At 39.9% G+C, this 22,679-nt stretch carries 17 protein-coding genes; 6 read left to right on the top strand and 11 right to left on the bottom strand.

Annotation, left to right across the window (positions count from 1 at the left end):
• From EU510_RS06755 to EU510_RS06740, 4 genes are all read right to left on the bottom strand, one after another.
• Positions 1–1,335, bottom strand: a complete 1,335-nt coding sequence (locus EU510_RS06755; RefSeq protein WP_149592822.1) for a dihydroorotase — start codon at positions 1,333–1,335, stop codon at positions 1–3.
• Positions 1,336–1,396: 61 nt separating this feature from the next.
• Positions 1,397–1,933 (bottom strand): ZrgA family zinc uptake protein, encoded by a 537-nt coding sequence (locus tag EU510_RS06750; RefSeq protein WP_149592821.1) that lies wholly within the window; start codon positions 1,931–1,933, stop codon positions 1,397–1,399.
• A gap of 387 nt (positions 1,934–2,320) precedes the next feature.
• On the bottom strand, positions 2,321–3,682 hold the full coding sequence (locus EU510_RS06745) for a S41 family peptidase (protein ID WP_149592820.1): 1,362 nt from the start codon (positions 3,680–3,682) through the stop codon (positions 2,321–2,323).
• Between the two features lie 623 nt (positions 3,683–4,305).
• Entirely contained in the window at positions 4,306–4,707 is a 402-nt protein-coding gene (locus tag EU510_RS06740) for a hypothetical protein (RefSeq protein ID WP_149592819.1), read from the bottom strand.
• A gap of 325 nt (positions 4,708–5,032) precedes the next feature.
• On the opposite strand from EU510_RS06740, the gene EU510_RS06735 reads away from it, so the two are divergent.
• Positions 5,033–5,965 (top strand): ChaN family lipoprotein, encoded by a 933-nt coding sequence (locus EU510_RS06735; protein WP_149592818.1) that lies wholly within the window; start codon positions 5,033–5,035, stop codon positions 5,963–5,965.
• Positions 5,966–6,031: 66 nt separating this feature from the next.
• Here the strand turns inward: EU510_RS06735 and EU510_RS06730 are convergent, their stop codons facing one another.
• From EU510_RS06730 to EU510_RS06715, 4 genes are read right to left on the bottom strand one after another with little or no spacing between them, the layout of a single operon-like run.
• Entirely contained in the window at positions 6,032–6,751 is a 720-nt protein-coding gene (locus EU510_RS06730) for a HugZ family protein (RefSeq protein WP_149592817.1), read from the bottom strand.
• Entirely contained in the window at positions 6,748–7,536 is a 789-nt protein-coding gene (locus EU510_RS06725) for a heme ABC transporter ATP-binding protein (protein ID WP_149592816.1), read from the bottom strand. The genes EU510_RS06730 and EU510_RS06725 overlap by 4 nt, the downstream gene beginning before the upstream one ends.
• On the bottom strand, positions 7,533–8,585 hold the full coding sequence (locus EU510_RS06720) for a FecCD family ABC transporter permease (RefSeq protein WP_149592815.1): 1,053 nt from the start codon (positions 8,583–8,585) through the stop codon (positions 7,533–7,535). The genes EU510_RS06725 and EU510_RS06720 overlap by 4 nt, the downstream gene beginning before the upstream one ends.
• Positions 8,582–9,391, bottom strand: coding sequence for a hemin ABC transporter substrate-binding protein (locus EU510_RS06715; RefSeq protein ID WP_149592814.1), 810 nt, complete (start codon positions 9,389–9,391; stop codon positions 8,582–8,584). Before EU510_RS06715 ends, EU510_RS06720 begins: the two co-directional genes overlap by 4 nt.
• A 139-nt stretch (positions 9,392–9,530) precedes the next feature.
• On the opposite strand from EU510_RS06715, the gene EU510_RS06710 reads away from it, so the two are divergent.
• Positions 9,531–11,612, top strand: a complete 2,082-nt coding sequence (locus tag EU510_RS06710) for a TonB-dependent hemoglobin/transferrin/lactoferrin family receptor (RefSeq protein ID WP_149592813.1) — start codon at positions 9,531–9,533, stop codon at positions 11,610–11,612.
• A 142-nt stretch (positions 11,613–11,754) separates the two neighbouring features.
• Here EU510_RS06710 and EU510_RS06705 read toward each other — a convergent pair whose 3' ends face one another.
• The gene (locus EU510_RS06705; RefSeq protein ID WP_149592812.1) at positions 11,755–12,435 is read right to left on the bottom strand and encodes a hypothetical protein; all 681 of its coding nucleotides are present in this window, start codon (positions 12,433–12,435) and stop codon (positions 11,755–11,757) included.
• A 108-nt stretch (positions 12,436–12,543) separates the two neighbouring features.
• Here EU510_RS06705 and EU510_RS06700 point away from each other — a divergent pair, with 108 nt between their 5' ends.
• Complete coding sequence (locus tag EU510_RS06700) at positions 12,544–13,419, top strand: LysR family transcriptional regulator (protein WP_149592811.1); 876 nt, start codon at positions 12,544–12,546, stop codon at positions 13,417–13,419.
• A gap of 51 nt (positions 13,420–13,470) precedes the next feature.
• On the opposite strand, the gene EU510_RS06695 is transcribed toward EU510_RS06700, so the two are convergent.
• Positions 13,471–14,994, bottom strand: a complete 1,524-nt coding sequence (locus EU510_RS06695) for a sensor domain-containing diguanylate cyclase (protein ID WP_149592810.1) — start codon at positions 14,992–14,994, stop codon at positions 13,471–13,473.
• 313 nt (positions 14,995–15,307) lie between these two features.
• Between EU510_RS06695 and EU510_RS06690 the strand changes: the two genes are divergently transcribed.
• The 3 genes from EU510_RS06690 to EU510_RS06680 all read left to right on the top strand — a co-directional run bounded on the left by EU510_RS06690 (position 15,308) and on the right by EU510_RS06680 (position 20,043).
• Positions 15,308–17,119 (top strand): glycoside hydrolase family 3 protein, encoded by a 1,812-nt coding sequence (locus EU510_RS06690; protein WP_149593285.1) that lies wholly within the window; start codon positions 15,308–15,310, stop codon positions 17,117–17,119.
• Between the two features lie 2 nt (positions 17,120–17,121).
• Positions 17,122–17,856 (top strand): 5-oxoprolinase subunit PxpA, encoded by a 735-nt coding sequence (locus EU510_RS06685; protein WP_149592809.1) that lies wholly within the window; start codon positions 17,122–17,124, stop codon positions 17,854–17,856.
• Between the two features lie 156 nt (positions 17,857–18,012).
• Complete coding sequence (locus tag EU510_RS06680) at positions 18,013–20,043, top strand: alpha/beta hydrolase family protein (protein ID WP_149592808.1); 2,031 nt, start codon at positions 18,013–18,015, stop codon at positions 20,041–20,043.
• A 710-nt stretch (positions 20,044–20,753) separates the two neighbouring features.
• Here EU510_RS06680 and EU510_RS06675 read toward each other — a convergent pair.
• Positions 20,754–22,355: an isocitrate lyase gene (locus EU510_RS06675; protein ID WP_149592807.1), complete on the bottom strand. Its 1,602-nt coding sequence runs from the start codon at positions 22,353–22,355 to the stop codon at positions 20,754–20,756.
• Positions 22,356–22,679 lie beyond the last annotated feature (324 nt).

Raw genomic sequence — 22,679 nt, 5'->3', positions numbered from 1 at the left:
TTAACGATTAAAAACAAGAGGCATGGCAGGTTTGCTAGGTTTAGAGACTGTTTTGCCATCGTAAAGGCGCTCGCCATTAACCCACGTGCTTACTATTTTTGATGAAAACTCAACGCCATCAAAAGGCGTCCAACCGCAAAGGTAGCGGCAAGAGTCATGGCTCACCTTTGTGGTTTGTTGTGTACTTACCAGCACTAGGTCGGCGTAGTAACCCTCTTTTATAAAGCCGCGTTTATCTACTTTAAAACGCAGCGCGGGGTTATGTGCGGTTTTTTCTACTACTTGTTCAATGCTCAAGCGGTTGTGTTTAACGTGTTCTAGTAAGCTTAAAAGTGCGTGTTCTACTAATGGCAAACCTGCTGGCGCGTTAACATAATCGGTTTGTTTTTCTTGCCATGTATGCGGAGCGTGATCGGTGGCAATAATATCTATTTGATTATTTTTAACTGCGTTTATTAGCGCATCACGATCGGTTTTAGCTTTTATGGCAGGGTTACATTTTATTAAGTTGCCTAACGCTTCGTAATCTTGCTCGCTAAAATATAAGTGGTGTACACAGGCTTCTGCGGTAATGCTTTTATTGGCAATATCGCCTTTAGTAAACAAACTCAGCTCTTTTTCGGTGGTTATGTGTAATACATGCAATTGCGCATTGTATTTTTTAGCAAGCGACACCGCATACGACGATGAGGCATAACACGCCTCTGCGTCGCGTATTTTTGGATGGTCGGTAATACTAGGCACAATGCCTTGTTGCTCATAGCGCTGATTGTTTTTGCTAATGGTTTTTCCATCTTCGCAGTGGGTAACTATAAGCACAGGGCATTCGCGAAATATCCCCTCAAGTGCTTGTGGGTTCTCTACTAATAAATTACCGGTAGAGGCGCCCATAAACACTTTTACGCCACATACTTTTTTAGGGTCGAGCGCTTTAATATCATCTAAATTGTGCTCTGTAGCGCCAAGGTAAAAAGAGTAATTGGCATAAGAATGCTGCTCGGCTATGGCGTATTTGGCCTCAAGCGCAGCTTTGTTTGTGGTTGAGGGGTTAACATTAGGCATTTCCATATAACTTGTAATACCGCCGGCCACTGCCGCACGTGATTCAGTTAATATAGAGCCTTTATGGGTAAGACCTGGCTCTCTAAAATGCACTTGGTCATCTATCATGCCCGGCAGTAAGTACGCACCTTGCGCGTCAATTACATCATCGTTTTCGCTCGGGGTGATATTAGGGGCAATACATTCAATAAATTGATTGGTAATGCGTACATCAGCACGTTGCGTTTTACCTTCGTTAACCAATTGGGCATTTTTTATTAGTTGGCTTTTCATGCTTACGGCTCTTATTTAGTCAGCAATTTATGTTTAATGGGTGTGAGTTGGCGGCTAAATATTAGCTTTGCCAGCTTATTACAGGATTACTGCGCGTTACTTCTGTTGAGCCCTGCCCCGTATTACTAATCCATTGCACGTTAAGTGCATTCAGCGAAGGCATTAAGTTAAATAACGTGACCGAAAAGCCCATAACCGGTGTTTTACAGTTAAAATTGTAGGTGGCTTCAACATTATGATGATCGTGCTCATCGTGCTCATCGTGCTCATCGTGCTCATCGTGCTCACTGTGGCTGTGGCTGTGAGCAAGTGAGTTTTCGGTACTTTGTAAAATACACTGCCCTTTTATATCAATAGCGTGGCTACTATTTCTTAATTGCTGAGCAAGTACGTTAATGGCATTTTTATCAGATGAGTTAGCAGCTTGGTGCTCAAAACCTAGCGCATCAGCAGCCGGAATAATAAACTGCATTTGCAGCACATTGCCCTCTTGAGCAATAAGTAACTCACCTTCTCCATGCACATGTTTTTGCGCATAAGCACTAAAACCCAACCCTAACAGCAGGGCAACACTGAGCCCTTGAGTAACCACTTTCATAAACTAACCCTTATTTAAATAGAGCTAAATACATTAGCTGTTATAATATAACATATTGATAGAGTCCTAAAAAGATAATAATTGAGAGTGTTTAACTAGTTATTAAAAGGGGTTACAGAATCAACGCGCTCTAATGTTAAAAACGCTTTGTTGTTAAACGTGGTTGTTAAAGGGCCGTAATTACGGGGATAAGTTTAGTTGTCGAAATTGATTAATAGGATTCAATTAAATCTGACAGCCGTGTATGTGCCAGTGTAGGTCGGATAAGCGAAGCGCCATCCGACACAGTAAAATACCTTGCCAATTATTATCAACATTTTATGTTGTCGAGTGACGGAGAGTGCCAATTGCGGACATTAGTGATGCCTCATTATGCGCTGAATGCACCTATCTAAAAGCTTTAATTGCCTCATTAAGCTGCACATCTTTTCCGCTTTCAATATTGTTCACATTAAGAAATACAAATTCATGATCTACAGGCAATCCAATGTTTTCATAATTTTCCCCATAAGAATTGAGATACCTTTCATTTGATAATGTGATCCCCCAACCATTAGGCAAAGCTTTTGTTAACGCATCGCTAAAAGCTCCGTAGCTCCTTTCACCAATAAAAGTAACATTGCCTCTAGCTTGTAAACCTAAAAGAAATACTTCAGCCGCACTAGGTGTTTTTTGACTAGTTAAAACAACAATACTTCCTGTGTAATTATTAATTTTTGATGGGACGACAACAATTTTTTGAAGTTCACTGTAGCCTGTCGATGTTTTAAACTGTTTTCCCCCCAAGGCTAATTCTGAATCTATTAAGTAAGATAAAATAGAAAATGCCACTAAGTCACTTCCACCCATACTAAAACGCAAGTCAATAATTAAACCATTGCTTTGTTTGATGATAGGCGTAAATATCTCCATAACCTCTTTTGTTGCTTTTACGTCATTATTTGAGAAATCATCAAAGTTACTTATTTTTAAATAGGCAATATTTTGAGGCGTTTTTGCTAAGGTAAAATTATCGTGATATTGAAGAGTGGAGTATTTTTTATCAATGTAATTATTAATGTTTTCCTGAGACTTTTTAATTAATGCGGTATGTAATTCCCAGTAAGTTGAGTATTGAGGGTAATTTACTGAGTACGCTTTTAATTCATCCCAAAATGACCACTTTCTTGGTGAGTAATGTGAAAGCCTATCAAGTTCTTGATTGAGTAATATGGCATGACCGTCGCGTAATTCTTTAAGAAAGTCATCTATGATACTAAATAGCTCATCTTGCGTAGTTTTTGAGGTTATTCTTTTTTGCCAAAGTTTTCTCTGCTCCACCCAATTGATATTTTTATCTTTTGAAAATGCATAGTGCTCTTCAAAATTATTCATTAGAACGTTAAGAACAATACTGGCATTAAATTCATAGTTTTTGTCTTTTATACTAACAGTTTTTTTGGATTGGCATTGAGCAGGTAAACTGTCTAATTTCGTTAGCTTTAACGGAAACAAACCACCAAAGTTAAGTAAGCGAGTATTTTTATTCACTTTTTGTGTTTCTTCAATGAACGAGATTTGTTCAAACTCATCGGTGATAAAGTGGTTTTCCAAGCAATGCTTAGTTGTTAAATCAAAGGCTGTTGTTTTATTGTCTACAGTATGAAAAACGTAACCATAACCTTGGGTTTTCCAAGTTGTCTCTGCGGAGTTCGCAGAATTAATGGTACAAAGTACGGTGAGTAGAAATAACAAAATACCTTTATTCAAAGTTTACTCCTAATAGTTAATCACAACTAAACTAGACTAAGCGTAGAACGCTGTCTTAAGCGGCAAATTGCTGTTGACTAAAGACGTGATGCCCATCATTTTTAAAATTTGCAATTAATAGCTAAATTTTACTGGTCGTCCACTTCAGGGCGTGTTGTTATATGCAATTACTCAACTGCTTTAATTCAATGGCAACTTGGGGTTTTAGTCGCAACTTAACTAACATTTCAAAATCATAGAATGAACCAATTGCAGTTAGAAATTCATCATTAGTTTGCATCTGAACCTCAAGACTACTAAGTTTCTTAAACTTAAAGTTCATTAACTCACGTGTACCTTGCTTTCATAAAATTGATAAATCACCATAACCCCCATTAATTTTGACTGTTAAAGCATCATCACATCTAACAGTGTGGAATATAAGTTGATTGTAAAACCAGTGCTCTTGCTCGGGATCAGTCAAAATAGGCTCACATTCAAATAAGCCAATTAATTCGTGATTTTAAGAGAAGGTTTCCACAAAACTCCTTGCATAAAACGGTCTAATAATGGGCAAAAAATTGTTTGCTAAAATGTTGAGGGACGAAAACAGCAAACTGTTTTTGTCCTTATTTATTAGCTTATTATATGGCACTTTGCTTAATGCCTGCTTCACGTTCTTTGTTTAGGTAGATGAAGTAACTAAAACCTTGTTTAAACTCATAAGAAATAGTGTATTCCCCATGAATTATTAGCCTCTCCATTTCTTCACACATATCATTTTGTAATTCTTCATAGGTTGGGTAATAAGCAATTTCCCAGTTGCCGGGAGATACATAAAATATCTCTTTTTCTAGCAAATGACGTTCGTTAGAACCTTTTACCGAATATGCACGAATACCCTTGCCACTACAATCTTCTGTAGGTACTAATTTCTGAACCTCTATTTTTACAAGCCCACCTTCAGGCTGGTATTTGAGGTTGGTGCAACCAGCTATAAATAAGAGTGAAATTGTGAGGATGAATCGCATAGCTTCCTTTGCCATATAACAACTTTATCAGAGGACACTTTCCCTTTTTTAGCGCGAAAACGTCCTTACTTTGTGAACTTATATTAATAGCAAACAGTTTAAGTCATTGCCAGCTATATATATTATGCTTTCTGTTATTTATATAAACATGTAAAAAAGAGGGAAGTGTCCTCTTATTATGACTAAGCTAACGCCCTTAACTGTCTATCAATTGCACTCTACAATGCGTTATTTGCTCTTCTTTACTTATTTATTTTGTCCTGTTTTTGGCTGGCTTAATACGGATTATAAATATATGATATTGATAATTATTTGTATTAACAGGTTTTAAAAGGTGTGTATGAAAAAGTCTATGTTAACTCTGGCGTTAGTTATGGGTTTGGGTGGTTGTAGTATAACCACTGTGCCGCCTGTTAAAAGCTCATCGTTATATTACTCAGCACTTTATAATGCACAAGCAAAACCTGTTAGCTCGGTATTATTAGAGCCCACGCTATTAAATGCCGATGTGGTTTTAGTAGGTGAATGGCATACACACCCGGGCGTGCATTTATTTCAGGCTGAGTTATTTGAGCAATTAAGTAAAAGTAATAAACGCACTGCTCTGTCGCTTGAACAATTTAGCCGTGCCGAGCAGCTTATTTTAAACCAGTACGTTAAGGGTGAAATTGGCGAGCAATACTTAATTGATAACACCCAAGCGTGGCCTAATTACAAAAGTGACTACCGTGCTCTGGTAGAGCTGGCTAAAACGAACAATAGCGATGTAATCGCTGCAAATGCGCCTAAAAATATTGTTACGTGTATTGGCAGGCAAGGCATAAGTTACCTAAATAAACTTGATGATAAACAACGCCGCTACATTGCAGCCACTATTGATACCTCCCCCAGTGATTATAAACAACGCTTTATGACCTCAATGCACCATGGTACGCCAAGTCAAAACGAAAACTATTATGCTGCGCAAGTGACCTGGGATGAAACCATGGCTGAGTCTATTGTTAATTATTTAAATAATCATAAAGATGCGCAGGTAATGCATATAGCGGGCGATTTTCATGTAAAAAATGGCGAAGGTATAGCGCGTGTTATTAAGCGTTTAGCGCCAGAGTTAAATGTTGTTTGGATATCGCCGGTAACAAGTGTGCAAGCTAATCAAACTGGGTATCAGTTGCAGGTTAACCCTTTGCCTCCTCGTTATGTGCAAAAAGCGCATCAACAAGCGGCTTTTAAAGCGTTAGGCAAGCGAGGCGAGCAAACAGCTTGCTTATAAAATAACGACATAGTTGGTGAATCTCTTAACTGGGGCTCAGGTTAACTATGTCGTCATGTATTTAGTTTAGTTACTACGAGCTTGGTTGGTTAGCTCAACCAGCGCTTTACGTACCTCTAACGGGCTGTTGCACTGGGTTTTAAAGTTAATAAAGTAATTACGCTTTTGGCTTTGTATATAAAAGCCTGTGGGTAATAGGCCGCTCATTATTGGGGTGTTATCAGCTACGCTGTAGTGCTGCATTAATATGAGCGACATAGCATCTTGATGATCGTCGTTCATGTGGTTAATCATACTTTGCTGCTGGCTTTCGTCCCAGTTTTTTGCCTCGCCTTGCCATTCGTTTTGCTCAAGCCAAAATATTTTGCCAAAGCCGCCAATGTAGCGCACGCGCACTACGTCTAGTTGCCATAATTGAAAGTCGTGCGCATTGCGATAGCTAGCGGCTTCCGGGTATAGGGCAATATAGTTATTAAGTAAAGTGTGTGCTTGCTCACTTGGCACAACAGAACCATCGCCTACAAGCGTTACTCGCCCGTGCTCATTTTGATCGCCGTAGTTGGCGGCATCAAAAACAGTGAGGCTCATACGAGAGTCGTGTTTTAGGTTTTTAGTGTGCTGGGCTATATCGCTAATAAAAAAGTAAACTCGGCCTTGTTCGTCGCACATATAAGGTGTTACTGAGCCAAACGGGTAGCCGCGTAAATTGTTAGAAATGGTCGACATGACACCGGCATTGGTTTTGTAAACCAAGGTGCGTGCATCGTTTAATGCTTGCTCTCTCATAAAAACTCCTGACGTTGAGAAAAAACCATGGGTGCATCGTTATAAGGATGAGGGTTTACGTGCAGTTTCATGGCGTACATTTGTTGTAAGTTTTGTTCAGTTAATACGGTGTTTATAGGCCCGCTTTGCAGCACTTTTTTGTTGTGCAGTAAAATAGCGTCGGTTGCATAAAGGCTGGCTAAATTTAGGTCGTGTATTGCAATAATGGCGCTGTTGCCTTGCTCTACAAAGGCTTTAACGCAGCTGAGCAAAACATGTTGGTGGCGCATATCAAGTGCTGATGTAGGCTCGTCAAGCAGCATGAGTTTTGGCTCGCACGATTGTGTAAAAGCATTTAGCTGCGCTAAAGTACGCGCCATATGCACGCGTTGTTGCTCCCCGCCCGAAAGCGCACTTACGCGGCGATTTAAATAATTACTTAAATCCATAATTGCGGCGTATTTATGTACTTTTTCACTTTGCATTTTTAATGACTCTACATACGGGTAGCGGCCCATTGCAATAAGCTCAAATACTGTAAAATCAAACCCAACGTGGTTTGCTTGCATCATCACTGCGCGCTGTGTGGCAAGGCGTTTTTTAGCATGAGCAGCCAGTGGCTTAGCATTAAAAAGTACACTGCCTGTAAAGGAGTGCATACCTGCTAAAGTATGCAGCAAGGTAGATTTACCCGCGCCATTTTCACCAAGTAGTGCAACAAGTTGCCCTTGTTTAGCACTGCCATTAATGGTGTTTAAAACGGTATGGTTGCCAAAGCCAACGCTTAAATCATCAAACGTGATCATGACCAACCTCGCTTATTTTTAACAATTAAATAAATAAACAATGGCGCGCCTAAAAGCGCGGTAATAATGCCAATAGGTAGCTCGGCGGGCATTATAACAATGCGTGCTAACCAGTCAGAAAGTAGCAATACCACCACGCCAATTAACATACAAAGCGGCAGCATATTACGTAAATGCGGCCCTACCATTAAGCGGGCAATATGCGGGACTACTAAACCAACAAACCCTATTAAACCAGTAAGCGCTACAACAGCACCTACTCCTAATGCAACGAGTATAATTACATATAATTTAAGTTTATTAGTGTCTACTCCTAGGTACTGAGCTTGGGATTCGCCAATTAGGAGCAAGTTCATGGGCTCTTTTAACCGCCAAAGGCCAATAAGGCTAATAAGCAGTAGCGGTGCAGCTTGAATAATAGTGCTCCAGCTTGCTCCGCCTAGTGATCCCATGGTCCAGTAATTTATTAATCGTAGTGCGCTGTCGTCGGCAAAAAAGCTCAGTAGCCCAATAACCGCAAATGCTAATGCGTTAATGGCAACCCCCACCAATATAAGTGTGGTGATATTTATTTGCCCCTGCTGCTTGGCAATAAAATATACCAGCGAGGTAACCCCAAGCGCCCCTAAAAACGAGGCATAAGGTAAATACAGCTGAGCGTTAAAATTAAACTGCGCGCTAAGTGCAATAAATGCTACTGCAACCATGGCCGCACCGGCACTAATGCCAATAATAGATGGATCGGCCAATGGGTTGCGGCACAGCGCTTGCGTTGACGCGCCTGTTTGGGCAAGCACCAATCCTACAAGCACAGCAAGCATAAAACGCGGCAAACGTATTTGCATTACTACATTAATTTGCATGGCATCAAACTGGTTAAAGTACTCGGGCGCAAGCCAAGCAATGGCTAAACGCCAATCCCATCCGGCAGGGCCATACCCTATGCTTAGTAGCGCCAAAACAAAAATAAAAACAGAGGCTAATAGCATCCATTTATGGGGTTGGCTAAGTGTTATAGGCACAAAGCGACTTAACGTTAGGGTGTTCATAACTGGGCTTTGTACTCGCTAAGCTCATTAATTGCTGTGGCAATACGCGGCGACATGCCAAGCGAAAGTAGGCTATCCATTACAAGTAAGTTACAGCTTTGCGCGGCTTTTAATAACCGTAATGTAGGTTGCTCACAAAAAGCCTGCTTACCGCCAAGGCTGTGTACAACATGGGCTGGGGCGACTAAAAAGTCGGGCTGGTTTACAGCAAGCACCTCAGTGTTAATTGCTTTAAAGCCTGAATGCGTAGCACCTATATTGGTAATGCCTGCATAGCTAAATAATAAATTAGGAACGGTTTCTTGCCCTGCAGCAACAAGCCCGCGCTCATTAGCTGAGAGTAAAAATAGCGCACTGTGCGTTTGCTGTTTTGCTTTTTCGGGCAGCGATTTTGTTATGTGCGTAATAAGTGTTTGTGCTTTTTGCTTGGCGTTTAAATCGTCACCAAGGTGTTTTATTAGCTCAAGTAGTTCGTTAATTGAGGTGGGCTTTTTATAATGAATGAGTTTAACCCCTGTTGCCTCAATTTGTTTAAGTGCTTGGCTTCGCCCAGCTCCTTCAAGCGCTAACAAGGTGGTTGGGCGCATAGAAAGCACGCCTTCTGCCGCTAAATCGCGGTAATAACCCACTTGCGGTAATTGCGTAGCTTGTTGCGGGTACATGCTAGATTGATCAACCGCTACAAGGGTGCTTTGTTTGCCCAGCGCATAAATTATTTCTGTAAGGGTGCCGCCAGCACTAATAACGCGCTCCTGTGCAAGTGCAGGTTGAGCCATTAAAGCAAACAATATCAATAGGTATTTCATTCCATACTCCGGTTTTATTTTTTGGCTATTATAACTAGTTAAATCTAAATGAAAATGATTATCATAATTAATTGATCTTAATTTGACTTAGTTGTAACATCCTCGCCATAAATAATAACTATTATCATTTGGAGTTAAAATGAATCCCCCTGCATTTAAATTTACTGCTATAGCAACCTTATTACTTAGCTCAGGCACTGCATTTGCCGAAAATATAATTGACGATCATATTGTTGTGAGCGGCTCACGCTTTGAACAAAAGCTTAAAGATGTAACAGGCTCAGTAACTGTTATTACCGAGCAAGACATAGAGCGCCAGCTCGCTGTAGATTTACAAACCATGTTTAAATACGATTCAAGCATTGCAACCACAGGCAGTGGCGCAGGCGCGCAAACACTTACTGTACGTGGTGTTGGCGGTAACCGTGTTGTATTTATAAAAGATGGCCGACGCACTAACGATGGCTACGCAGGCGGAGGGGGTTATTTAGTTGGCCGTAATTACTTTGATGTAGCTGGCGTAAAACAAGTAGAAGTCGCCAAAGGCGCTGCGTCATCTTTATATGGCTCTGATGCACTCGGTGGCATTGTGGTTATAACCACTAAAGACCCTAGTGATTATTTAAAAAATAACGACAGCTTTGTAAAAATGGCGCTGGGGTATCAAGGTCAAAGTAACCAAGTTGCAGCCGATATTACCGCTGCAAAAGATTTAGGCGATTTTGCAGTAAGCGCAGTGTATAGCCACCGCGACAGCGAAGAAGTACAAAACTATGACGAAAACTTACCCGGTTATGATGCGAAATCAGACGCTTTATTAATTAAACTTGAGCAACAGCTGGATGAAAAGCGCACACTTAAATACACCCTCGATTACTTTAATCAAACAACTGAGCAAGTAATTACTCCTGCTGTTCAAGAAACCGAAGAAGACGACACTAACTGGTCGTTGGCGCTCGATTACCATTCAGAGGTAGCAACCGCTGCGTTTGATAAATGGTACGGGCAAGTGTCTTACAGTAGTTACGAGCAGCAAAGCGATCAAATTAGTGGCTCAAGCACCTACACCGATTATAACGACTACCGTTTTGAGCAAAATATTTTAGGTTTAAAAGCAGTATTTAATAAAGGCCTTAAAGGAGAAACCGCCGATCACGAAGTGGTATACGGAGTTGATATAGACTTATACGACACCATCCGCCCACGTTTTAAAACACGTATTTTAGCCGATGGCACCGTTGATTTTACCGATCAAAAACAAAAAGCATTCCCGGGTGCCGATACCTCTTTAATTGGCGTCTATGTACAAGACAGTATGTCGTTTAATAATAGCGCGTGGTCGGTTATTGCGGGTGTGCGATATGATTACTACACCCTAGAGGCTAAAAATGATGAGCTATACGCCGATGCACAGCTTGATGATATTACCGAGTCGGCTTTTTCGCCTAAGCTAGGTGTTATTTACCAAGTAGATGATAACTTATCGTGGTATGGGCAATACGTACGAGGCTTTAAAATACCGCCGCACGACCAAGCCTATCAAAGCCACGGCGTTGAGCCGTTTTATCAAATACTCCCCAACGCCGATTTAGACCCAGAAAGCAGCGACTCATTTGAGCTTGGTTTACGATACGTAAGCAGCGATATTAGCGTAAATTTAAGTGCTTTTTATGCAGCCTACGATGACTTTATAGAAACGGCTGTAGTGGGTGTTGAACCAACGTTTATTCCTGGCGTAAACAAAACGCTGTACCAATATCAAAATATTAGCGAAACACAAATAAGTGGCGTAGAAGCAGAAATTGCCATGTATGTCGCTGAAAATATACTACTAGAGGCAAACGTTGCCTACGTTGATGGTGAAAACAAAGAAACCGATCAGCCACTTACCAGCATTAGCCCGTTAAACGGCTCAATATTGTTAAGTACAGAACTCGGTAATATTAACTGGACCGCTGCATGGCGTTTAGCTAAATCGCAATCGGATGTGGTGCTTGATGCAAACGGCGATAAAACCACACAAGGGCATGGCTATGGCATTGTTGATTTATACGCAAATTACGAGTGGCAAGCGTGGCAGCTAAATGTAGGTGTACTTAACTTGCTTGATAAAGAATATGTACCTTTTGAGCTAATTGCAGGGCAATCACAAGGCGCTGATTTTAGCCAATACAGTCAACCTGGACGTAACTTTTCAGCCAAAATAAGCTATGAGTTTTAATTAGCGTTTATCTGCCACATATTTACTAAAGTTAAATTACTTAATGGCAAGTATGTTTAAGCAAATTTGTACACACTTAATGCGAAGTAACACTTTATAAAACCAGTGCTTTTAAAGCTAAAAAGCGCTGGCTATTTATAAATTAATTAACCGATAAATCTTTTGTTTCTAGATAGCTTGGTACGCTTTTAAAACATGCCTCTAGCTTACTTTTAAGCGCTGTATTAATTGCAGTATTACACTTTAACTCCCCATTATATTCACCTTTAGTCAGTGGCACTAAGCTTAACGAGTCATAACTTGGTTTACTTTGTATTTTATGAATTATCAAGCCTTGCTGCTCTGTAAGCTTTACTAACGAAAATGCATTTTTTTGTGCTTTATCTGTCGTGACCTTCTCAACATATAACGGGTTTTTAAAGGTTAGCTTTGTAGTAAAAAGTTCTTTGCCACCGCGTTCAAAATGGCCGTTAAATACGGTTATGTTTAAGGTGGGTGTCTTCTTATTTATTAATAAGTTTAGGTCAAACTTGGCTGGTAAAATGGTGATCAACCTTTGCTCGTTTGCTGCTTTTTTTAAAACACTTTTGATTTTTTTTAGGTTGGTGTTATTTGTAGTTACTTCATACACTATTTGGTAGTCGTGTGGAGGGGCGTATAAAGGCAGATGGCTGGCAAGTATTTTATCGCCAGCTAAGATAAGTGCCATACCATGAAACCCAACGTAGCTGTGGGCTTTGTGTGTGCTTTGTGAATTGTGTTGATGTGTGTTTGCAAGTACCGAGCTCGAAAATAAAATAAAAAATAACAGTATGTTTTTCATGTTAATACCCAAAAAATAAATATGGCGATACTATAAGCTGATTTTTATGTATAAATAATCGATAATAAGTTATTAGTTGTTTCCTTTTAATCAATACGGTTTGGCGCTATGCATTTAGATGATATTGAAAAAGTAATTCATATGGCGGGTTCGCAAAACCTGCATACAACCGCTAAGCATTTTAATATTACCCCAGGGGCGCTTTCTAAAACGCTAAAAAAGGTTGAGGCAAACTTAGCCACAGAGCTGTTTAATCGTGTGGGAAAAACCTTAGTACTTAATGATAAAGGCAAAGAATTTGTTAAGCATAGCAGCGATTTAGTTCATAATTACCAGCAGCTTACCAGTCGCTTTAAAAGCGATAACCATAAATTTAATGCGGTTATTGCTGGTCCTGCAATTTTACTTAAAAGTGGTTTAAAGAGGCTGCTTACACCACTTAGCAACCTGCCTTGCTCGGTACGTATTAATAATGTGTTTGAAGGTGAAGCCATAAGCCAAGTAGCGTCAGGGGCGGCGCATGTTGCGCTAGTTACTCGCGAGGCATTAAATAACAGCTCACATACTAATTTAGTTGCGGTTGATGTATTTAATACTGGATTTAGTGTGGCTGCGGCCGCTGCGCATCAGCTAGTACAAAAAGGTTTATTAACGCTCAATAAAAACCAACTACTTCATGGGGCTTTTGCTTGCCCATTATTTTCACCGCTGTGCGGCCTAGAGCAAGGTATTGGCTCCGACGGTTGGGAAGATGAAATTGCCCCGCGCAATATTGTATTTAGATGTAGCGATTACAGTGCATTAATAGAGGTGGTACAAAGTGGCTTGGCGTTGGCGTATTTACCTAACTTTGTTATTGACGATTTAGGGTTTACAAAATTAACTGTAAAGGGGGTTAACAGTCACTACAGTGAGGATATTGTAATGATTTATAAGCCATCAAAAGCAGATGGCTGGCTTAATAAACTCATGTATTCACTGTAAAGTATTTATCAATTTAAGCTAAATTCAAAGTATTACTTAGCTAATTTGGGGTTAGCTAATTTCGGCCACTACGCATCGGTTACGGCCATGCTCTTTAGCATGGTATAGCGCTTTATCGGCACATTTATATACTTGGGCAATATCAGCACTATGCTCAGGCCAAGTTGCAAGACCTATAGAGATAGTGATGTTGCCAATAGTGTCCATCTCTGTTGATTCTACTGTTTTACGTAAGCGCTCTGCAATTTTAAAAGCGCTTTGGCTGTCTTCATTAGGTAACACAAGGACAAACTCTTCACCGCCGATTCTCGATACTATGTCGTCTCTTCTTGATAGTTTTTTAATTATATTTGTTAGCGAAACTAAAGTTTCGTCACCCTTGTCATGCCCAAAAGTATCGTTAACACGTTTAAAAAAGTCGATATCAATTTCTAATATAGCGAACGGGGTTTGCTTTAGCATAAGCTGGTTAAGTAAGCCGTTTAAGCTTCTTCTGTTATGCGTATCTGTTAAGGGATCTGTTTGTGAGTCATGGCGTAACACACCAATTTTAGCTTGTAATAAAGTTACTTCTCTTAACATTGCTAATTTTAGTTTTTGACTTTCGAAATACCACGACTTCACATTTTTAAGCTTTTCTAAGCTTGAAGGATCGTCGAGTGTATTTGCGTTATTGGCTAAGCGTTTTAGTGGTCTTGCTATAAAGTGTGCAAATAAACCAATAAAAATAAACGTGACTAATGCCATTGGTATTGTTTGTTTAATCACTTCAATAGTTAATGTATCAAGAGAGGAGAGCGTTGATTTTAATGGTCTTTGCGCCACTATTCCCCAATTAGCTAAAGTAACGGGGGCATAGCCTGCGAGCATTGGTTTATTTAGGCTATTAATAACGGTTGAAGTACCCATTTCGCCATTTGTAACTGCGTCAATTACACGATTATTAGTAACAACGTTACCTATTCTTGACGGTTCTGGATGATATAAAATGCGCTTATTTGAGCTAACAACAAAAAGGTATGAGCCACCCTTATAGTAATGCTGCTCTAGAAGCTCATTTAAAATGTTTTTCTCTTTTAAATAAAGAGAGCCTCCAATATACCCTAAATACTTACCTTCAAAATCAAACAACGGGTGCGATATAAAAACAATGAAATTATTGGCTGCCGATAAATAAGGCTCACTAATTAATGGGCGTTTTTCTTTTAACGCCTCTATTGCGCCAGGTGATTGTATTTGTTGGCCTATTATACTCTTTAAACGAGGTGACGTAGCAGCAATTACGCCATGTAAATTAATCACAACAGAGTTAAAGCTATCAGTTTGGTGATTTAAACGAATAGCTTCATCGTTTAATAATTTGGAGTTATTTGGTGATTGTTCAATAATTTTAGCTGAGTATTCAAGCTGCTGAAGCGCAGACTTTAAAAAGTTATCAGTAGCAGAGGCTAGTTTTTGAGCATAGGCAAAATTACTTTTTAGCGTGTATGATGTTAACTGCTCTTTTTGAACCTGATAGGTAGAATAAAAACTCCCTACCAATGTGCTCAGTGCTGCAGAGAGTGCGAGTAGCAATATAAGAAATCTTAAATTTAAAGCAGGTAATAATTTATATAGCAAAGCTTGCATCCCAAAGCACAATATTCAGCGCGTATTATACGAAGTTAAGCATTATACCCATTTAAAGTGTTTATTAGTTAAGTTAGCTAACTTAATTAAATGCTTTTATGTTGTAGCCTTTATAACAATCGCTTTTGCGGTTGTTTACAAAAGTAGTTAAGCTAAACAAATATTTGCATAACATAAGTACGACTAAACCTTTGCTTTGGAGAGCGTTTTGCTAAATAAGTATGCTGTATCGTCTATCGTTTTTTTATCTGGGTGTTTAATGCCATTACAATCTTCTTTCGCTAAATCAACACTTTCTCTTGAACAGCAGCTTGGTCAAAAGTTAATACTCGACTTTCGCTATTACTGTGAGCAAGGTGCGAGTAAACAATGCCGAACGCCAATGACTAGTTTGCCAAGTGAGTTAGCAAACATAGTGACAAAGTATAACATTGGTGGGGTTATTTTATTTTCAGAAAATACTCAATCAATAGAGCAAACTATTACGCTTAATAGTCAATTGCAAACAGCTGCAAGTAAATCCAGTAGTAAGCTGCCACTATTTATATCAATAGATCAAGAAGGCGGACGTGTAGCACGTTTACCACGCGATGTTGCCACCTCATTTACCGGTAATATGTCGATTGGCGCAACATACAAAAAACATGGAACAAGCTTTGCGACAAAAACAGCAACTGTTATAGCTAAAGAACTAAATTCGCTGGGTATCAATGTAAATTACGCGCCCACGGTTGATGTAAACATGAACCCCGATAACCCTGTTATTAACGTACGTTCGTTTGGTGAAAACCCAGCATTAGTGAGTAAATTAGGCGCCGCACAGGTTGCAGGGTTTGAAAACAACGGCGTTATTACCTCGTTAAAGCACTTTCCAGGTCATGGTGATACAAACGTAGATAGCCATACAGGTTTACCTAAAGTAAACCATGCAAAAGAGGTTATTTACGAGCAAGACTTAGCACCGTTTAAACATATTATCGCCAAGCAAAACCCAGGCATGATAATGACGGCGCATATTCAATATCCCGCGCTCGATAGCACAACGTTTGTAAGTGTTAATGGCAAAACTATGGTAAAACCAGCAACAATGTCGCGCGCAATCATTACTGATATTTTACGTGGCGAGCTTAATTACCAAGGTGTTGTAGTAACTGATGCGCTTGATATGGCTGGTATTAGTAACTTCTTTACACCAACTCAAGCGGTAATAAATACGTTTGCAGCTGGAGCTGATATTGCCCTAATGCCCGTAGAAATTAGAACACCGGATGATTTAAACAAGCTCGATGCCCTTATTAAAGAGCTTGTTGCAGCGGTTAAATCAAGCCAACTTGATGAGCAAGAAATAGCACAATCTGCACAGCGTATAATTACACTTAAAAATAAATTTAGGTTAAACACTAATTTTGACCCTATTACCGCGCTCATAAATGCTAAGCAAACAATTGGCAATGCAGCACATCGTGAAATAGAAGCGCAGCTTGCTGTAGAGGCAATAACGCAGGTTAAAAATAATAACAGTACTTTGCCGCTCAAGTTAAAAGCAGGAAGTAATGTTCATATTATTATGCCCGACACGCGTAAATGTATGGCAATGCAGCAAGCGATTGAAGCTATCAACCAGCAAAAAGTTAACTATAGCTGTAGCAGTTTACAAGGGTTTAACCCTGCACACGCAAAAGCACAAATACACGCCGCTGATGTAGTTATCGCCGGTAATGCAACACCTAATCAAAGTGCGGTCGAAATTGGCGGTATGGATGATTTAAAAGATGATTCAAATTTTGCACTTAATAATGCAGAGCAGCCCAAAGCACTTGAGTCATTATTAAATATGGCAAAGCAGAGTAATAAAAGCACTGTTTTTATAAGCCTGAGAGCCCCTTATGACATTGCTAAATTTGGCGATTATGCAAATGCCGTACTGGCATCGTACGCATATAATATTGATGTAGATAAAAACGATATTGTATCTGGCCCTGCTTTTACCGCACTTGCAAAAGTGTTACTAGGAGAAGCACCGGCCAACGGCGTATTACCTGTCACAATAAAACCGCAAAAGGCGCACTAATTATGAAACTCAATTGTGATTTAGGCGAAAGCTTTGGCGCGTGGAAAATGGGGCTAGACGATGACGTTATGCCACATATTGATATGGCTAACATTGCGTGTGGGTTCCATGCAGGTGATGCCGACGTAATGGCAAACACTCTTGTACTTGCCAAGCAACATAACGTACAAATTGGTGCTCACCCAAGCTACCCAGACAAGCAGGGCTTTGGTCGACGCTCAATGACACTTAGCGAAAAAGAGCTTACAAATTGCCTGCATTATCAAATAGCCGCTATTGAGGGCATGGCAAAAGTACAAGGTTTAACACTTAGCTATGTAAAACCCCATGGCGCACTTTATAACGACATGATGGCTGATGAGCAAATATTACACACCGTTATAAATGCAATTGCCAGCTACCCAATAGATTTAAAGCTAATGGTTTTGGCGACTAAAAATGCCAATAAGCACATTCAAATAGCTAAAGATTCAGGAGTTGAGTTAATACTAGAGGCATTTGCCGATAGGCAGTACACCGACGACGGGCATTTAGTTTCACGACAGCTTGAGGGTTGCGTTCACAACAAAGCTGCATTACTAAAACAAGTAACTCAGCTTTTATGTGATGGCAGCGTGACAACACGAACTGGAAAAAAACTAACGCTCAATGCCCATAGCTTATGTGTACATGGCGACAATGCTGATGGCATAGCGCTTATAAAAGATATAAAAGCCCTTTGTAACTCAGCTAACTAAATATTTTTACACAACCACAAATAGAAGCTGTAAACCCCCTTTACAGCTTTAACTCATAGATTTAAATAAGAGCTTCATCGCATCCTACTGTTAATTTAATAATCCCTAACATATAACTACTTAGCAAATTAAAAAAAGTAACAACAGGGATCATAAATGAAAAAGCTTTTAGCTCTTAGTTTTGGTAGTAGCCTCGTTTTAGGCTGTAGCAATTTAGCCTACGCTGAAACAAATACACTCCAATTACAAGACGTATTTAATTTAGAGTACGCCAATCAAATAGATATAACCGAAGACGGTAAAACGGTTTATTTTGTGCGTAACCGCATGGATATAAAAACAGATCGTAAAGTAGGTAATATTTGGTCTGTTGATTACAAAACCAAGCAAATGCAGCCGCTAACCTCTGGCGTGCATATGGATTATTCGCCAGTACTCTCTCCTGATGGTCAACGCCTTGCGTTTATATCAACCCGCGATGGTAGCAGCCAAATATATATAAAATGGCTTAAAACAGGTGCTATGGCAAAAATTAGCAACTTAACCGCTAGCCCAAGAGCCATTACATGGAGCCCTGATTCTAACCGATTAATATTTAGCATGTTTGTTCCAAGCGCTACTTCAGCGCCAGTGAGCTTACCAGGTAAACCAAAAGGCGCAACGTGGGCAGAGCCTGCTAAATTTATTGATGATGTTTATTACCGTTCAGATGGTGGCGGTTACACGCAAAAAGGTTTTAGCCAATTATTTTCCATAGATGCTAATGGTGGTAATGCTAAACAACTCACTTATGATGAGTTTGATAACGCAGGCGATGTAAGTTTTAGTAACGATGGTAAGTCGCTTTATTTTTCTGCGAACAGGCATAAAAACAACCAGCTAAAATTCACAAATAATGAAATTTATAAACTTGATTTGGCCTCGCAAACTATAACCGAAATTACTAACCGAGATGGTCCTGATGAGCAGCCTAAAGTATCGCCCGATGGCCGTTACTTAGCGTACACAGGTTATCACGATACACGCACTAATTACGAAAATGCTCAACTTTATATTCGTGATTTAAAAACAGGTAACACAACTAGCTTAACGCCAAATTTTGACCGTAGCGTAGGTCAAATAAAGTGGAGTGCAAATTCAAAAGGTGTGTACTTTAGTTACGCCGATAAAGGCCAAACTGCCCTTGCCTATCAACCACGCAGTGGTAAGCGTAAAATAATAACGGAGCAAATTGGCAGCGTTGCCTTTGGACGCCCTTATTCTGGTGGCGACTTTGATGTAAGCGAAGATGGCGAGGTAGCCTTTACCCTTGCCGATACCCAGCGCCCTGCTGATATAGCAACAGTTAAACGCGGCAAAGCGCAGCGTTTAACTACTCTTAATGCAGATGCATTAGGGGACAAAGCTTTAGCTAAAGTGGAAGAAATTTGGATTAAATCAAGTCACGATGAGCTACCAATCCAAGGTTGGGTTGCTTACCCACCAGATTTTGATAGCAGTAAAAAGTATCCGTTAATACTAGAAATACACGGCGGTCCAGTTGCTAATTATGGCCCACATTTTAGCGCTGAAATTCAACTGTTTGCAGCTAAAGGCAATGTAGTTTTATACATGAACCCACGTGGTAGTGATTCATACGGTAAAGAGTTTGCACAAACTATTCATCACAATTACCCAAGTAACGATTTTGACGACTTAATGACGGGCGTTGATGCGCTAATAGAGAAAGGGTTTATTGATGAGTCTAAATTGTTTGTAACTGGCGGTTCTGGCGGCGGCGTGCTAACAGCTTGGATTGTAGGTCATACCGATCGGTTTACTGCGGCTGTAGTTGCCAAACCGGTTATTAATTGGATCAGCTTTGTACTAACTGCAGATTTTTACCCATTTTTTGCTGATTACTGGTTTCCGGGTAAACCGTGGGATCACATTGAGCACTACATGAAACGCTCGCCCATTAGCTACGTAGGAAACGTTAAAACTCCTACTATGTTGCTCACTGGGGAATCTGACTACCGTACACCAATATCAGAAACTGAGCAGTTTTATCAGGCATTAAAGTTACAAGGTGTTGATACTGCAATGGTGCGAATTCCTGATGCATCGCACGGTATTACAGCTCGCCCATCAAACTTAATGACCAAAGTTGCTTATATTCAATGGTGGTTTGATAAACACACTAAATAATAAACTTATAACTCAAATAAAAGCCACTTTAAATAAGTGGCTTTTGTATTTACCGCCGTAGCATTTAAACTGTAAACCCCCTTTACACTTCTGTGACAGTTAAATATCGGACTTAGCTAAAACTTCAGTTAGTAAAATTTCGGTTTATAGCATTTTTTGTAACTTGAGTTGGTAAAAAATCGGTTTGAGTCACTGTTTATAGCCTCTCAGTTAGTAAAATTTTGTTTTATCGCACGGAGAAGTTAGTAAAAAATCGGTTTATAAATTCGCTAAGTTTGTCTATTAAAGCAAAAATCAGTCACTTATCTGCCTTTTAAAGTTGTTGTAAACGCTTTTTACAGCAAAATCATCCCAAATATGCCGTTTTATGAAAGGTTGGTTAAACTCTGATCTGTAAATTTACTTAGGTAGTTAAATAGTGATCCAACATGATTTAGTTAACCTGAACTCTGGATAATTAATCTATCTCAAGCAGCTATTTTCAGCGCTAACTGCGTTAAATTTACTGGTAATAGGCCAGCTATTGACGCGTAAATTCGCCTTGTTTTCACTGAAAATCTCTGGCTAGAGAAAATAAATTTAAATATCGCCATGATTCAATACGTTAGTAAACCTCTTAACCAGAGCTCAGGTTAGTTAAAATCTGATCTTAAAATTAAAGCAATAAAAAAGGGCCTATTGGCCCTTGAGTAACACTATCTAGTTAGGAATTAAAATTGGTTCATGGTGTTGTCTTCACCACCGGCTTTTAGCGCGTTATCACCAGAGAAGTATTCTTTGTGCGTATCGCCCATGTTAGACCCTGCTAGGTCTTGGTGCTTAACAGAAGCTTGCTCACGGCGAATTTCTTGGCGTTGTACATCACGTACATAAGCCAGCATACCTATATCGCCAAAGTAACCTTCTGATAAAATATCAGTGCTTAGCGCAGCTGTATGGTACGTAGGCAGAGTAATTAAGTGATGGAAAATACCTGCTTCACGTGCGCCATCGCGCTGGAAGTTTTGCACTAGTAAATCGGCTGCTTGCGCAAGCTCTGTTGCATCCATTTCTGGTGCCATAAGGCCTTTATTGTCGCCAAGGCTTGGGTAAGCACTAAGGTCACGACCTGCTTCTTCCCACTCTTGATACACTTGCTCACGAAACTTAAGCGTCCAGTTAAACGAAGGCGAGTTGTTGTATACCAGTTTTGCATTTGGTACGTGTTCTTTTACACGATTTACCAGTTCAGCGATTTGCTTAACATGTGGTTTTTCTGTTTCAATCCACAGTAAATCAGCGCCCGACTGCAAGCTCGTAATACAATCTAGTACTACACGATCTTTTTCAGTGCCTTCGCGGAATTGGAATAAACCGTTATCTAGGCGAGTTGGTTTACATAACTGGCCATTAATTTTCATTGCTGTGTCGCCTTCATTTAAGTCATCAACACCGTTAATTGGCGTGGTTTCTAAAAATGTATTGTACTGGCTTGCTAAGTCACCTGGTGTTTGCGACACAGGTACTTTTTGAGTAAGGCTTGCACCTAGTGAGTCTGTACGCGCCACAATAATACCGTTATCAATACCTAGCTCTAAAAAGGCGTAACGTACTGCGTTAATCTTTGCTAAAAAGTCTTCGTGTGGAACGGTAACTTTACCCGCTTGGTGACCACATTGTTTAGCGTCAGATACTTGGTTTTCTATTTGAATGGCACACGCACCGGCTTCAATCATTTTTTTAGCCAGTAAATAAGTTGCTTCTTCGTTACCAAAGCCAGCGTCGATATCAGCAATAATTGGCACAACATGGGTTTCAAAGTTATCTATTTTATCGATAACAGCTTGAACATCGCCGCCGTTCGCTTTTGCTTCATCTAAGTCGTTAAACAAGTGGTCAAGTTCGCGTGCATCTGCTTGCTTTAAAAACGTGTAAATTTCTTCGATTAGTGCAGGTACCGATGTTTTTTCATGCATGCTTTGATCTGGCAGCGGACCAAATGCAGAGCGAAGCGCTGCAACCATCCAGCCACTTAAGTATACATAGCTGCGTTTGGTTGTTTTTTGATGGCGCTTAATTGCCATCATCATTTGTTGAGCAGTAAAACCATGCCAACAGCCTAAAGATTGCGTGTATTGGCTTGTGTCGGCGTCATATGCAGCCATATCTTCACGCATAACGTCTGCTGTGTATTGCGCAATTTCAATCCCTGTGCGAAAACGGTTTTGTAAACGCATACGGCTTGCGTATTCAGGGTTAATCGCTTTCCATGGGCTGCCTTGTGATTGGCAAAGAGTAGAGAGTGTGTCTGTTTCGCGTTGATATGTTGTCATAATAAAATCCTTCGAACGAGTGTGTAATACCAACCTGCATAAATCTTTGATCAATTTAACGAATTAAATTGCACTATAACGTCGTTAAAAATTTTTTTATTTAGAATAACTAGATACAAAAATTTTTGCCTAGCTCTAGCGTAATTTTCTTAACGTTAAATAGACCCCATATATAAGCAGATTGGTATAAATTATTTTAATGTTGTGAGAGTGGCTAGGAGTGTGTGCTCCGTAGCGCTTAATTCAACATTAGGCTCCTTTTCTAGATTTAGTAAATTTATAGTTGTTATTGTGGCTATATATTTTGTGAATGGCTAAAAAGCA

The organism is Pseudoalteromonas sp. FUC4 (assembly GCF_008370255.1).
Classification (GTDB): Bacteria; Pseudomonadota; Gammaproteobacteria; order Enterobacterales; family Alteromonadaceae; genus Pseudoalteromonas.
The sequence above is the reverse complement of the archived record's forward strand: the minus strand, read 5'-3'. Positions and strand labels throughout refer to the sequence as shown.